Source organism: Microcoleus sp. FACHB-SPT15, from assembly GCF_014849525.1.
Classification (GTDB): Bacteria; Cyanobacteriota; Cyanobacteriia; order Cyanobacteriales; family Coleofasciculaceae; genus Symplocastrum; species Symplocastrum torsivum.
The window spans coordinates 54813-69448 of record NZ_JACJNU010000031.1 but is presented as its reverse complement, the minus strand read 5'-3'; the positions used below and the strand labels follow the sequence as shown (position 1 = coordinate 69448).

Sequence of the window (14636 nt, the reverse complement as noted above, 5' to 3'; positions counted from 1 at the left end):
AGAGTTTTTAAGATAGTCAGTATGGTAATAGCGGAATTTTTTATCCCCCACGGACATTGCTATCTCTGGAAGCCAGGTTTAGTAGGGTTACACATCGTATCAGATGCCTTGACGGCGCTGGCTTATTACTCAATTCCGCTAACGCTAAGCTATTTTGTCGCTAAGAGACGAGATGTACCCTTCAACTGGATTTTCCTGTTGTTTGGTGCCTTCATCATTTCCTGTGGCACGACTCACATCATGGAAATTTGGACGCTTTGGCATCCTAACTATTGGCTGTCGGGTTTGATCAAGGCGTTTACTGCTGTTGTCTCCTTGTATACGGCTAGCGAACTAGTCTCGTTACTGCCCCAAGCTTTGGCAATTCCCAGCACTGCACAACTTGAAAAGGAAATTAAAGAACGCCAAAAAGCAGAAGCTGCACTGTTGAAGGAGAAAACTCACCTCGCCCAAGCTCAAAAGGTCGCTCATGTAGGGAGTTGGGAATTCGATGTAGCTACCGAAGAAATCGCTTGGTCAGATGAAACCTTCCGCATTTACGGGCTTGCTCCAGGCCAAGCTACGCCGACCCTTACTGAACATTTGCACAAGATTCATCCAGACGACAAAACGTTATGGGATACAACGGTTAACCAGATTGCTGGAGGAAAATCTTGCCAATTAGAGTTTCGGATTGTACGACCCGACGGTTCTGTACGGCATCTGTTTGGTCAGGGAGAACCAATTTTTAACGGGGACGGTCAGATCGAGAAGTTATTTGGGACGGTACGGGATATTACCGATCGCGTAGCAGCACAGGCAAGGGAACGGTTATTCGGAGCCATTGCTCTCTCAGTTCATCAGTCCCTAGAACTCGATGAAATTCTCAACACCACCGTTACAGAAGTTCGACAACTCCTTCAGACTGACCGTGTGCTGATTTACCGCTTCAATTCCGACTTTAGTGGGCAAATTGTCGTGGAGTCCGTCTGTGCTGACTTTCCAGCAGTTCTGGACACAACCATTTACGACCCTTGCTTTAGCAAAGACTACGCTCAACTGTATCTGCAAGGTCGAGTCACAGCGATCGCAAATATCCACACCGTAGGTCTAAAACCCTGCTACCTGGAATTACTCGCACCGTTCCAAGTTACTGCCAACTTAATCGTCCCCATTCTTGCAGGTGGAAAGGTTTGGGGACTGTTGATCGTCCATCACTGTCGGGGTGAAAGGCACTGGCAGTCTTATGAGATAGAGCTATTGAAACAGTTAGCAACGCAGGTAGCGATCGCTCTTCAGCAGTCGGAACTCTATTCTAGGGTGCAGGCGGAACTGATTGAGCGCCAACGCATAGAGCAAGAGCTACGAGTCAGTGAAGAGCGTTACCGTTCTGTTGTCACGGTAATGTCTGAGGGAATTGTACTCCAGCAGGCTGACGGTCAAATTACTGCCTGTAATGCCAGTGCTGAAAGCATCCTGGGACTAACCGCCCAACAAATGCAAGGACTTACCTCAGTTGACCGTCGTTGGCAGGCGATTTACGAAGATGGCTCACCTTTCCCTGGCGAACTGCATCCGGCGATGGTTACTTTACGGACGGGAAAACCCCAGTCTAACGTCATTATGGGCATCCACAAACCGGATGGGTCGCTCACCTGGATTTCCATTAATTCCCAACCGCTGATTCACCCCGGAGAAACTAGAGCTTACGCAGCCGTTACCTCATTTTCTGACATCACCGAACGCAGGGAAGCTGAGGAAAAACTCCGCAAAAGTGAAGCCAATCTTGCAACAGCTCAAAGAGTTGCCCATGTTGGTAACTGGGAATTTGACGTACTGACTCAGGAAATCACCTGGTCAGAGGAACTATTCCGCATCTTTGGTCTTGACCCAACCGAACCCGAACCAACCTTCGACGAACACCTCCAGCAGATTCATCTCGATGACCGAGCCTTGTGGCAAGAAGTTGTCGGGCAAGCGCTTGCGTCGGGAAACTCCTACAAATTTGACTTTCGGATTGTGCGTCCCAATAGCGCAGCGGTAGCGACACCAGGAGCGTCTGGTCAAGTCCGGTACATTGAGGCAAGAGGAGAGGCTGTTTTTAACGAGCAAGGGCAAGTTGTTAAACTCTTCGGAACGTCACTGGATATTACCGATCGCAAGCGCACAGAAGCGACCCTGCAAGAAGCCGAACGACGGTGGCGATCGCTCTTGGAGAACGTGCAACTCCTGGTGGTAGGCTTAGATTCAAGGGGAAATGTGGAGTATGTTAACCCCTTCTTCCTCAGCCTCACTGGATATACCCAAGCAGAAGTTTTGGGCAAGAACTGGTTTGAAAATTTTCTTCCTCCATCCCATCAACAGCAGGTCAACACGGTTTTTCATGAAGTCTTGGAAGACAACCTTCACACCCACTACATCAACCCAATTCTGACCAAATCGGGTGAAGAACGATTCATTGCCTGGAACAACACCGTCCTGCAAGATGCAGAAGGGAACATCATCGGAACCACGAGCATTGGCGAAGATATCACCCAGCGTCAAACCGTTGAGCGGATAAAAAATGAGTTTATTTCCATCGTCAGCCACGAACTGCGGACTCCACTGACTGGCATTCGAGGTTCCCTCGGCTTACTGGCAATGGGAATCTATGACAATAAACCCGAAAAAGCGAAACGCATGGTCGAGATTGCCCTGACTGATAGCGAACGCTTGGTGCGGTTAGTTAATGACATCCTGGATTTGGAACGGTTAGATTCGGGCAAAGTGGTGTTGGTGAAGGAAGTTTGTGATGCCACGGCTTTGATACAGCAATCGGTGGATGCCATGCAAGCTCTTGCTGATTCCGCAGCGATCGCTCTGTGTGTTTCTCCTGTATCGGCTCAAGTGTGGGTTGCCCCTGATTCGATTATCCAAACCCTCACTAATTTATTGAGTAACGCCATCAAGTTCTCACCCTCCAATACCACAATTACCCTGACTGCCCAACTCCAGTCAGACCATGTCCTGTTCCAAGTTAAAGACCAGGGGCGAGGTATTCCAGTGGATAAACTGGAAGCAATTTTCGGGCGATTTCAGCAGGTTGATGCCTCGGATTCTCGCTCCAAAGGAGGTACAGGTTTGGGTTTAGCTATCTGCCAAAGTATCGTGCAGCAGCACGGTGGACGTATCTGGGCTGAAAGTACTCTAGGTGAAGGCAGCAGCTTTTATTTCACCTTGCCAGTACCACCAGCGCGATAACATACTTCATCCTTGAACCACAAACAATGAACCATGAACAAGCGAATTTTAGTGATTGACGATGAAGAACGCATCCGAGAAGTGGTTCGGGCTTGCCTGGAAGACTTGGGAGGCTGGGAAGCGATCGCAGCTACTTCAGCTCAGGAAGGGTTGCTTTTAGCACAAGCTCAAAGCCTCGATGCTATTCTTCTCGATGTATCTATGCCGGACATGGACGGCTTCGTTTTCTTTGAAAAGCTTCAGCAAAATCCCGCTACTCAATCCATTCCTGTCATTCTACTGACTGCCAAAGTACTACCAGATGACCGAGCGCGGTTTGCAAAGATGGGCGTAGCTGGGGTCATTACCAAACCCTTTAACCCTGTAACCATTTCTGAAGAGGTCGCTGAAATTTTAGATTGGAGCCTGTAGAGTCTAGTTTAGTCTAGAGGTGTTTGGAGCTATTCCTACGCTCTAGTAGTTTTAGTAGAATTTCCCCATGCACGGAGCGAGTAATTGGATAGAAGTAGGCGCAAACCAAACCAAAAACTAACACTAACGCTGGTACGGGACCGATAAGCCAACGGATTGCCAAGAGAGCTGATTCAGGTTGAGAAGGAAGCGATTGTCCGGGAGTTGTGGGTATGAATCCAGCCCAGTCTAAGATTTTGCCTACCAGGAAAAGTGCGATCGCCAAAGCCGTTTTTTGGAACTGCACAACCAAGCCACAAAAAATCCCCTCTCGCCGCTGTCCTGTATTGAGTTCATCCAAATCCAGCACATCTGGCAGCATCGACCAAGGTACCAAGTAAGCTGTGGACAAACCAACCCCTGTCATCACGGCTAAGACGTACATCAGCCCCACTTGACCCGGTTGAAGGAAACACAGCCCAACCAAAGCGCATATTGTCAAGGGAATCCCCATCCCGTAGATGGCTCTTTTTCCCAATCGAGTCGCGACGGCACTCCAGAAAAACATCATCGTTAAGGCTGTACCTTGGACGGCGATTGCTGTCTGGGTAAAGTAATGGTCTGGCAGTCTCATCCAGTTAATCACAAAGTAGGGCAAGATTGCTGCCGTTACCTGTAGACCTAACCAGGAACACAGATAAATACCAATGACGCACAAAAAAGGGAAATTGCTTAAGGCAATCTGAAGCTGTTGCCTGATTGGTAGGGATGAGGAGAGAGAAACTGGAATTCGTTGCGCTTGGATTGCCTGATAGCGTTTGTAGGTACCCCAAACACATACGCAAACCGCAGACATGGCGATAATTCCACACACGCCTCCTAGAATCAAATACTTCTTGGAAGGGTCAGCAATCTTGGCAAAGATTACCTGAGCTAAAGTCAGGGAGAGGATACTAGCGCCAATGCTAAAAGCTGCTTTAAAGCTAACCAGGCTCGTGCGTTCGTCATAACCAGTAGTTAGTTCGGCAGCGAGGGTACTATGAGGAACGGCAACGGCCGTAAAGGCTGTATAAAACAGCAGAGCTATCCCACTATAGTACGCAAACAGTAGCCATTGATTCGTAGTGGGTGGAACGAACCACTGCAAGCAGAAGCACACTCCCAAGGGAATAGCACCTGCAAGCATCCAGGGGTAGCGCCTGCCTAGAGGGGAACGGGTGCGATCGCTTAAGATTCCAATCAAGGGGTCGTTGACAGCATCCCAAACCTTACTGATTAGCAAGACGCTGCCAGCTAGGGTGGGATTTAACCCGGCCACTGAGGTGAGAAAAAACAACAGGAAAAACACCAAAATATTGTTAGGAATCTCCCCTCCGAGTTCTCCAACTCCATAGGCAAGTTTGGTTCTCAAACTCAGGCTTTCGCTACGAGGCTTTAGGGGAATAGCATCGGGAGAATGATTCATTCGGGAAGATTGCAACTAGACCGAGCCAAACCTAGCACAACTTCTCCATCCTAAATCCTTCAGGACAGGCGGGATGCCTACTCCAGAAGAATCATCCGTACAATGTGCAATACCTACTGGAAAATTGCCATGAACCATGAACGATAAACATCTTTATAAGTTCCTTATTTTTTAGGTTTAGTCTTAAAGACGAGGCAACCTCAGCACCACGGCAAGTGAGAAACTTTCGCCACGCAGATCTAAAGTGCCTTCTTGGAAGACACCCAGCATATTTAATTTACTGTTTACATTAAATCAGGGAAACGACTGATGACTGTTGATTTTAGAGATCTAGAGGCTTTAGCTTTTCAAAATCTTGACTTGCCGCTGTTTAAGGTTCTGGCGGGTCGGCAAGAGCAATATCAGGATGTAACCTCAGCAGAAATTCTTGATTTGCTTGAGGAAGCCGCACAAACCTACGCGATTGTGGCTTCGACACTCCCCTCATGCCTGCAAAAGACCGCTAGAAAAGAAATTACGTTTTTTCTTGAACTCTATGTTGACAGCCTGATAAATTCTCGGATTACACAAAATCCGCAGCCTCCTGAGAATAGGCTGATGCTGAAGTTAGCAAATGACCCAGCGTGGTTTGCACGCGGTGCGTCTACCCCGGTCACGACTAAGTCCGTTAACCCGGTGACTATTTCTGAACAGGTCGCTGAGATTTTGGCTTGAAGCCTGTAGGCAACCACTGCCAATTTATTTGGACAAAATCTTTCCGTCCTTATAAGTTCCTTATTTTCTTTTTTTAGCCTTGAGACATAGCAACCTCAGCACACTACCTGAACGACGGGGAGATCGTTAGAGTTGCTGGTTAACGATCGCAGACTAAAGACCATGAATACAGGACACTGGAAGTCTCCACAACACTGGAGCGATTGAGCAAATTCCATGCAAGGGGCACTCACTACTTTGTTGGAAAGCTGTTACCAGTCCACCATTTGGCTTAAAAGCTTTGCAACTTTCAGCTAGCCAGTACAGAAATTTAGATTCAAACCCAAAGTGAGTGAGGTTAAGGGAAGTGTATGAGCGTACTGGAGGTGGCGATGAACACCAAACTCGTTTTGCTGGTTGATAACGAAGCTAATGTTCGGGAGATAGTACAAGCCTGCTTACAAGATTTGGGCGGTTGGGATGTGCATTCAGTTGCATCTACCCAGGAAGGGTTGGACAAGGCAGTGGCAGTGCAACCGGATGCCATTGTTTTAGACATCTCCATGCTAGAAATAGACGGCTTGACGTTTCTCCAAAAGCTAAGAGCCAATCCGGTTACGCAACTTATTCCAGTCGTGTTGTTGACGGCAAAAGCGCGTTGGTTCAATCAACACCAGCTCCAATCGTTTGGTGTGGCAGGGGCGATCGCTAAACCTTTCAATCCTATTTCGCTGACTCACGAGATAACCAACGCTCTCGGCTGGTAAGCGGTAAAACTACGCACTGACTTGATGAGTGAAAGCTTTTTCGAGTTATCGATTCTAAAGAAGGGCGCATCTTAATCAGCTCAAAAGATACCTTAAAGAGTCAGAATGATGAGCGCCCTACTAGGCTACCAGATTATTGTCCAAATCTATGAAAGTACCAATTCTTTAGTCTATCGGGGTATCCGAGAGGAAGATAATAAAGCGGTTATCCTCAAGTTTCTGAAGGAAGACTACCCCACGCCGGAAGAAATCCTCAGATGCAAACAAGAGTATGAAATCACTCACAGGCTTAGTATTGAAGGCGTTGTCAGAGCTTATGGGTTAGAAAAGTATCAAAATACTCTGGTAATAATCTTTGAGGATTTTGGCGGCGAATCCTTAAAGATCTTGATGAATAACTCAGCATTCGCGCTCAAAGAATTTCTCTTCCTTGGCATAAAGCTTACTGAGATTCTAGGAGAAGTTCACAGTCGCCATATTATCCATAAAGACATCAACCCGTCTAATATTGTCTTCAACCCATATACAAAGCAGCTTAAAATCATCGACTTTGGCATTTCCACCGTCTTATCTCGCGAAAACCCGACAATCAAAAATCCGAATATTTTAGAGGGAACTTTAGCTTATATCTCACCGGAACAAACGGGTAGAATGAACCGTTTGCTGGATTACCGGACGGATTTTTACTCCCTTGGTGTTACTTTTTATGAACTACTAACTTGTCAACTTCCTTTTGATAGCACTGATGCGATGGAGTTAGTCCATTGTCATATCGCTCAACAACCCGTGCCACCCCACGAACTCAATCCAGACATTCCCAAAGCTGTTTCCGAGATTGTCATGAAGTTGCTAGCGAAAACGGCAGAGGAGCGCTATCAAAGTGCTTGGGGAATTAAAGCAGATTTAGAAGAATGTCTTTTTCAGTTAGAAAATAAAAGCAAGATTTCAAAATTTCCTCTTGGTCTTTACGATATTTCTGACAAGTTTCAAATCCCGCAAAAACTTTATGGACGTGAGGCGGAAGTAGAAACTCTCCTAGCGGCATTTGAGCGAGTTAATGGTCAGAAACAACCAACAACTAACAAAAGCGAAATGATGCTGGTATCGGGTTATTCTGGTATCGGAAAGTCAGCGTTGGTGCAGGAAATTTATAAACCCATTACTAAGTGTAGAGGGTATTTTATATCGGGGAAGTTTGACCAGTTTCAGCGCAATATACCCTACTCAGCTATTGTCAGCGCCTTCTCGAATTTAGTACGGCAACTTTTAACCGAACCTGAAGCATCTCTTGCCCAATGGCGAGAAAAGCTTTTAGCTGCCTTTGGTGCCAATGGTCAAGTGATTATTGATGTGATTCCTGAAGTGGAACTGATTGTAGGCAAGCAACCGGAGGTGCCAGATTTAGCAATAGCTGAGGCTCAAAACCGCTTCAATCTCGTCTTTCAAAACTTTATCTGGGTGTTTACCCAACCCGAACATCCCTTAGTGATGTTTATCGATGATTTGCAGTGGGCAGATGTCGCTTCACTAAAGCTGATTAAGTTGCTGATGAGTGCGCCCGATAGCCAATATTTGTTCTTCATTGGTGCCTACCGTGATAACGAAGTAAATACAGCTCATCCATTGATCTTAACTGTTGACGAGATAAGAGGAGCTGGGGTAAAAATCGAGCATATTTTCCTTTCCCCTCTGGACTTGTCCAACATCAATCAGGTAATTTCGGATACTCTAAAATACACTCCAGAGAAGACAATTCCTCTGGCTGAATTGGTATTATCAAAAACAGGTGGTAATCCTTTCTTCCTTCAGGAGTTTTTGAAATCCCTTTATGCCGAAAAACTGATAAAGTTTGACTTGAAGCCCCTTAGTCAGGGGGGTAGTCAAGGGCAGTGGCAGTGGGATTTAGAGCAGATTAAAGCGCAGAGCATCACCAATAATGTTGTGGAGCTAATGGCTAGCAAGATTCAAAGGTTGAATGCTTCTACACAACGGGTATTACAGCTAGCTGCGGCAATAGGAAATCAGTTTGACCTCGAAACGCTGGCGATTGTTTATGAAAAGTCTCAAAAAGATACAGCAGCCGACCTGCAAAAAGCGATCGCAACTAATCTGATCATACCTCTTAGCGATGCCTACAAGTCAATTGATCTAGATATCATCAGTCACTCGTTATTAGAAATAAACCAAGAACCAGCAACTATTGAATACAAGTTTGCTCATGACCGGATACAGCAAGCCGCATATTCTCTAATTCCCCCAGAAGACAAGCAAGCTATTCACTGGAAAGTTGGGCAACTTCTGTTACAAAATACTCTGCAACAGGTACGAGAACAAAAGATTTTTGATATCGTCAATCAGTTAAACTTTGGTATTGAGTTAATCGCTGTTGATTCAGAACGAAATCAGCTAGCTCAATTAAATCTCCTTGCTGGCAAAAAAGCTAAGGCATCAGCCGCTTATGAATCAGCATGGAATTACTTAAAAGTTGGCATAAATTGCCTCAGTACAGATAGCTGGCAAAGCCAGTATGACCTCACCCTAGCACTGTATGTGGAAGCAGTAGAGGTAGCTATCTTGAGGGGTAGCTTTGAGGAAATGGATAGATTTGCTTCTGTTGTACTGCAACAAGCTAAAACGCTGTTGGACAAAGTGAAGATCTATGAAATCAAAATCCAAGGCTATACGGCGCATAATCAACCCTTGGATGCAGTTAAGACTGCACTATCAGTATTGACAATGTTGGGAATTCGCTTTCCCAAAAAGTCCAATAAATTAGATATTATCTCTGAACTGGTGAGAACAAAGGTCAGGCTAGCAGGGAAACGCATCGAGGATTTAATCGATTTGTCAGAAATGAGCGATCCTTACAAGCTAGCTGCCATGCGTATTCTATCGGGTGTAGCTTCTGCTGCGTATTTCGCAGCGTCGGAACTGTTTCCATTAATTGTATTGAAGCAGGTCAATTTATCAATCAAATACGGGAATACTCCTGTGTCCTCTTATGCCTATGCTACCTACGGGCTAATTCTTTCTGGGGAAGTCGTAGGAGACGTTGAGTCCGGTTATCAATTTGGTCAACTTGCTCTCCGTTTACTCGATAAGTTTAATGCTAAAGAACTTAAAGCTAGGACACTCTTTATTGTTAATTACTTTATCAGACATTGGAAGGAGCATCTTAGGGAAAGCTTATCTCCTTTACTAGATGCTTACTTGATTGGGCTGGAAACTGGAGATTTAGAATATGCAACTTATTCAGCCGGTGCCTACTGCTACTATTCCCTTGTAATGGGCAAGGACTTGACACGGCTGGAATGCGAGATGGCAATGTACAGTAACGCTTTCAGGCAACTCAATCAAGAAACACTCTTTTATTACAATCAACTCAATCGACAAGTCGTATTGAACTTGATGGATCGGGCTGAAGATAAGTGCCGTTTAATCGGTGAAAGCTATGATGAAATAAAAATGCTGCCCATTCATTTGGCTGCAAATACTACAAATATTTGTCATTCAATCTATTTTTTCAAATTATACCTCGGCTATCTTTTTGAAGACTATCAGCAAGCCCTTGAAAATGCCGCATTAGTGGAAAAAAATATAAAGAGTGCTGTAGGATCTATTCCTCTTTCTCATTTCTACAATTCTCTTGTTCATCTTGCTATATATTCTGACGCTTCTAAGTCCGAGCAAAAAAGAATCCTGAAAAAGGTTGAACTCAACCAAAAAAAGATAAAAAAATGGGCGAATTCTGCTCCGATGACTCACCTCCATAAGTTTTATTTGGTGGAAGCAGAGCGACACCGAGTTCTTGGTCATAAGGATAAGGCAATAGACTGTTATGATCGCGCTATCGAACTGGCGAAAGAACATGAATACATTAATGATGAAGCGCTAGCTCATGAACTAGCAGCAAAGTTTTATCTAGCTTTAGGTAAAACAAAAATTGCACAAGTCTATATGCTGGATGCTCGTCATTGCTATCGCCAATGGGGAGCAATTGCTAAAGTCAAGGATTTGGAAGCGCGGTATCCACAGTTGCTTTTTAAAAAGTCTGATAGCATTACCACTCTCTCAAGAGTGACGGAAAGTGGCACTGAAAGTTCAAAAGTACTGGATTTAGCCACCATGATGAAAGCCAGCCAAGTAATTTCTGGTGAAATTATGCTAGATAAATTACTGGCAAAATTGATGAAGATTTTAATTGAGAATGCTGGGGCGCAAAAAGGCTTCTTGATTTTGGCACAAGCGGGTAAGCTGCTGATTGAAGCAGAAGGTGCAGCAAAGGAAGATAGCGTCACCGTATTGCAGTCAATTCCAATTGAACCTTTAGCCGTGTATAGCTCAACTCCCCTACTGTCATCAGCAATTATCAACTATGTTGCCCGCACAAAGGAAAGCGTAGTCTTAAATGATGCTACTCGTGAGGGGCAATTTACCAAAGAGACCTACATCACCCAAAATAAACCCAAGTCAGTTCTTTGTGTTCCTCTGATTAATCAAGACAAACTAATCAGTATTGTTTACTTGGAAAATAATCTTACCACAGGAGCTTTTACTCCCGATAGATTGGAAGTTATAAAACTTTTATCCGCCCAAGCCGCAATTGCGATCGCAAATGCTAAACTCTACTCGGAAGTCAAGGAAAGTGAGAGCAAGCTGACTCAGTTCAATGAAGCTTCCTCACGTTTTATCCCCTGTCAATTTCTCCAGTTTTTGGAAAAGGAAAGCATTGTCGATGTCAAATTAGGTGACTCGGTGCAGAAAGAGATGTCAGTGCTATTTGCCGATATTCGGGATTTCACTACTCTATCGGAAAGCATCACTCCAGAGGACAATTTTAAATTTATTAATGCCTATCTCACTCGCATGGAGCCTGTGATCGTCGCTCATCAAGGCTTTATTGATAAATATATCGGTGATGCGATTATGGCTCTATTTAGCGGGAATGCTGATGATGCGCTGAAAGCAGGAATTGCCATGCTGCACCGACTTGCTGAATACAATCAGTATCGCGTTAATTCTGGCTACGTGCCGATTCAGATTGGTATTGGCATCAATACAGGTTCTTTGATGTTGGGTACAGTTGGAGGACAAAATCGAATGGATACCACCGTCATCAGTGATGCCGTCAATTTAGCCTCTCGCCTTGAAGGATTGACGAAAAAGTATGGGGTATCGATGTTAATTTCTCACTGGACTTTTGCTCAATTAGAAGATGTAAATCAATATGCCTTTCGCATCATCGACCGAGTTCAGGTTAAGGGAAAATCAGCCGATGTGAGTGTTTATGAGGTATTTGATGCCGATCCACCTAAACTCCGAGAGGGCAAGTTAATCACGAAAACGGCATTTGAGGAAGCCTTATTGCATTACAATCTGCATTCGTTTACCTGTGCAGCAAGACTGTTTGAAGAAGTCTTGAGGCTTAACCCAGAAGATAGAGTCGCTCAAATCTATCTCAAACGCTGTCAAGGTATTCACTTGGTGGACATCAATAACTATACGAGTGTTCTTCAGACTCCTTCTGTTGGGAAGCCATGCTGTTCTCTGCCTATGGGACCCTCGAACCGCATTGACGTTTTGAACAGTTCAAAGCGCCCGTCAGCCGCATATTGAACCTGAGCTGACGTGTGCGATCGCTACCAATATCAAGATGCATCAGTGGTACCAATAAATTTTGTCTATTCGTCCATGATTGACTAAGTATATTTACTTAGATTAAGCTATAACAGAATGTTAAGGAATTTAAGAAACGCTAATGGCAACTTACAAGGTAAGGTTGGTCAACGAAGCCGAAGGGCTGGACACTACAATTGAAGTTCCCGACGACGAGTACATTCTCGACGCGGCGGAGGAACAAGGCTTTGACTTACCCTATTCCTGTCGGGCAGGTGCTTGCTCAAGCTGCACTGGTAAAATTACTGCGGGTGAGATTGACCAGTCTGATCAGAGCTTCTTGGATGATGACCAAATCAATGATGGGTTTGTGCTGACCTGTGTTGCTTATCCTAAATCTGATTGCACAATTCAAACTCACCAAGAGGATGCACTAGGTTGATGATGTCGATGCATCTGTAGCGATCGCACACTCAATCAATATCCTCTGCATATCTCTTTTAGATACAAGAAGCACCCATTTGTGGGTGCTTTCTGTATTGGCTGCTAAGCTTGTCTCAATTCGTATGATCAAAGTCTTTTTACTTTATCCACAAGCGAATCCCAGAAACTTTTAGGAGTTTGTTGAAACGAATCATCATTTGGTAAGGGTTCATTCAAATAGCGGTAATATTTCCAGATATCCCAATAAGGACAACCGGGTTCAATGCGAATGCCTGCCCAATGTAGATATTGCAAAGGTTGATTAACGTTTGGGTCAATGAGTTGATTCCCTTGAATTCGGAAATGTTTGCTGCCTGCCCAACTTCCTGGCGCCCCACCAGGTCTACGAACAATGTTAAATCGGCGTGGTATGTGCTTTAAAACCATGTAATTAATAATTGGCTGGTCTGAAGTTTTTTGAGAGAAGTCAAAGTATTCAGGATGAGCCGCACACTCGGTAAAGGTATCGTATAGAGTTTTCTCAGAGATTAGATTTTTCTTGGAACCCCAAAATCCTCCATTAAAAATATCCTGAATCTCATAGTTGCTAAAAACATTTTCTTCAATGACTTGAGACGTGAAAACATTCTTGATTCCACCCTTGTGTTGATAGTCGCAGCAGATGAAGTCATGGTCATTTAGGTGGTTCAGGCTATTGCTTAGCTTCTCAAAAACAACAATATCAGTATCTATATAAATAAATTCATCAAAAACACCAAACCAGCAAGCTTGTTTCCTAAATTGATTAGGTCTAGCGAAGAAGTTCTTACCAAAAACTTGGTGTAGCTGGTTAGAGAGGCGGTCTATAAATTCTAAATCTGGATAAAGCTGTACGCCATAACGCTCTTGTAAAATTTTTGCGATCGCCTGATAGTTGTCATCATAAGGAATCAGAACTACAGGAATATTAGAATCATGTAACCGGATGCTATTGAGTAATGCGATCGCTTGTTCGATCACCCGGTCATTAGCAGTAATATAGATACCACGGCTCATCCAAAAATCCTCAACGGGTGAATCCTAGTTTTCCTAATGCTTTTGTAAGCAGAGTAGGAGTTTGCTTGTACGGTACAGGTTTAGTTGTAAACTTAGGGCGCTTCTCTGGTTCATGCAGATAGCGATAATGAAAAAAAAGGTCACGGTAAGGAAAATCAATATTTTCTCCAGCACAAACTCTATTGAATAACTGGGATTTTATTCCGATGTAATGAAGGTACGTTAGTTGCTTTCCTTTGTCGTATAGAATACGATTTTGTTCTTGAAAGTGCAGTGATGTAACACAGCAGCCAGTTTTTTCATCCGCTGGTAAATGCAAGGCAAAGTTATAAATAGATAGGTTAGCTCTCATCATCATGTAGTTGAGAAGAGTTTGGTCGGGTGCCATTGGATAAAGAACCTCGGCTTCTCCTTCTTTAAGCTTTGAGATTAGCCAATTCTTTCTTTCTTCATCAAATAACCCTTTCTTAGAAGCATAGAAGCCTGAGCAAAAAATTTCTGTTTGCAGACGTTCAATCGGAAATAATTCTGTAAGTTTAGCTGAGGAACAATTATAAACATGAGTTGGGTCAGTATACTGAAAGTCATACACGACACAGTCGCATTCCTCCAACTGCATAAATAGAGGTGCAACTTGCCCTAGAAGTAAGGTATCAGCATCCATGTAGAGAAAGCGATCAAAGATACCATCAAAGGCACAGTAGCGTCGGTGAGTGCCGAAACGGTAATAAGGTGCATTGCTTATCTGACTCCAACGTTGTTGGGCAGTCGGGTGAGTATCCCAGACACGTTGAGCAAATTCATCCCAGCGCTGTATCGAATCGTCATCGTTGTAAAGATGCACGTTGGGACGACGGGAAATTTCAGCAGCAATTTGTGTTGTGTTGTCATCGTAGGGATAGACACAGACAGGGATTTCTGTCCCTAAAATTGCCTCAATACTATTGAGCAAAGCAACGAGTTGATTGTAAACTTTGTCATTGGCTAAGGTACAAATCCCGTCCATA

At 44.3% G+C, this 14636-nt stretch carries 9 protein-coding genes; 6 read left to right on the top strand and 3 right to left on the bottom strand.

The genetic code is table 11. The features are described from left to right. The first annotated feature begins 21 nt into the window (after positions 1-21). Together H6F98_RS33470 and H6F98_RS10975 are read left to right on the top strand one after the other, a co-directional pair. Positions 22-3219 carry a PAS domain S-box protein gene (locus H6F98_RS33470; protein ID WP_242058482.1) on the top strand — a complete coding sequence of 1066 codons (3198 nt, stop codon included), beginning with the start codon at positions 22-24 and terminating at the stop codon, positions 3217-3219. Between the two features lie 33 nt (positions 3220-3252). After that, positions 3253-3630 carry a response regulator gene (locus H6F98_RS10975; RefSeq protein ID WP_192218723.1) on the top strand — a complete coding sequence of 126 codons (378 nt, stop codon included), beginning with the start codon at positions 3253-3255 and terminating at the stop codon, positions 3628-3630. 13 nt (positions 3631-3643) lie between these two features. Here the strand turns inward: H6F98_RS10975 and H6F98_RS10970 are convergent, their stop codons facing one another. Further along, positions 3644-5074, bottom strand: coding sequence for an MFS transporter (locus H6F98_RS10970; RefSeq protein ID WP_192218722.1), 1431 nt, complete (start codon positions 5072-5074; stop codon positions 3644-3646). Between the two features lie 309 nt (positions 5075-5383). On the opposite strand from H6F98_RS10970, the gene H6F98_RS10965 reads away from it, so the two are divergent. From H6F98_RS10965 to H6F98_RS10950, 4 genes are all read left to right on the top strand, one after another. Then, a complete protein-coding gene (locus H6F98_RS10965) occupies positions 5384-5788 on the top strand; it encodes a hypothetical protein (protein WP_192218721.1) in 405 nt (134 codons plus the stop codon). 350 nt (positions 5789-6138) lie between these two features. Further along, the gene (locus H6F98_RS10960; RefSeq protein WP_242058481.1) at positions 6139-6534 is read left to right on the top strand and encodes a response regulator; all 396 of its coding nucleotides are present in this window, start codon (positions 6139-6141) and stop codon (positions 6532-6534) included. 108 nt (positions 6535-6642) lie between these two features. Then, on the top strand, positions 6643-12150 hold the full coding sequence (locus H6F98_RS10955; protein ID WP_192218791.1) for an AAA family ATPase: 5508 nt from the start codon (positions 6643-6645) through the stop codon (positions 12148-12150). A gap of 142 nt (positions 12151-12292) precedes the next feature. Further along, entirely contained in the window at positions 12293-12592 is a 300-nt protein-coding gene (locus H6F98_RS10950) for a ferredoxin (RefSeq protein WP_192218720.1), read from the top strand. Between the two features lie 128 nt (positions 12593-12720). On the opposite strand, the gene H6F98_RS10945 is transcribed toward H6F98_RS10950, so the two are convergent. Beyond that, positions 12721-13629 (bottom strand): Npun_R2821/Npun_R2822 family protein, encoded by a 909-nt coding sequence (locus tag H6F98_RS10945; RefSeq protein WP_192218719.1) that lies wholly within the window; start codon positions 13627-13629, stop codon positions 12721-12723. 10 nt (positions 13630-13639) lie between these two features. Beyond that, complete coding sequence (locus H6F98_RS10940) at positions 13640-14635, bottom strand: Npun_R2821/Npun_R2822 family protein (RefSeq protein WP_192218718.1); 996 nt, start codon at positions 14633-14635, stop codon at positions 13640-13642. Position 14636: the final 1 nt, after the last annotated feature.

Excerpts from the sequence above, each read along its gene's own strand:
- H6F98_RS10945 (WP_192218719.1), bottom strand. The coding sequence starts at position 13,629 with ATGAGCCGTGGTATCTATATTACTGCTAATGACCGGGTGATCGAACAA.
- H6F98_RS10965 (WP_192218721.1), top strand. The coding sequence starts at position 5,384 with ATGACTGTTGATTTTAGAGATCTAGAGGCTTTAGCTTTTCAAAATCTT.
- H6F98_RS10955 (WP_192218791.1), top strand. The coding sequence starts at position 6,643 with ATGAGCGCCCTACTAGGCTACCAGATTATTGTCCAAATCTATGAAAGT.
- H6F98_RS33470 (WP_242058482.1), top strand. The coding sequence starts at position 22 with ATGGTAATAGCGGAATTTTTTATCCCCCACGGACATTGCTATCTCTGG.
- H6F98_RS10970 (WP_192218722.1), bottom strand. The coding sequence starts at position 5,074 with ATGAATCATTCTCCCGATGCTATTCCCCTAAAGCCTCGTAGCGAAAGC.
- H6F98_RS10940 (WP_192218718.1), bottom strand. The coding sequence starts at position 14,635 with ATGGACGGGATTTGTACCTTAGCCAATGACAAAGTTTACAATCAACTC.
- H6F98_RS10975 (WP_192218723.1), top strand. The coding sequence starts at position 3,253 with ATGAACAAGCGAATTTTAGTGATTGACGATGAAGAACGCATCCGAGAA.
- H6F98_RS10960 (WP_242058481.1), top strand. The coding sequence starts at position 6,139 with ATGAGCGTACTGGAGGTGGCGATGAACACCAAACTCGTTTTGCTGGTT.
- H6F98_RS10950 (WP_192218720.1), top strand. The coding sequence starts at position 12,293 with ATGGCAACTTACAAGGTAAGGTTGGTCAACGAAGCCGAAGGGCTGGAC.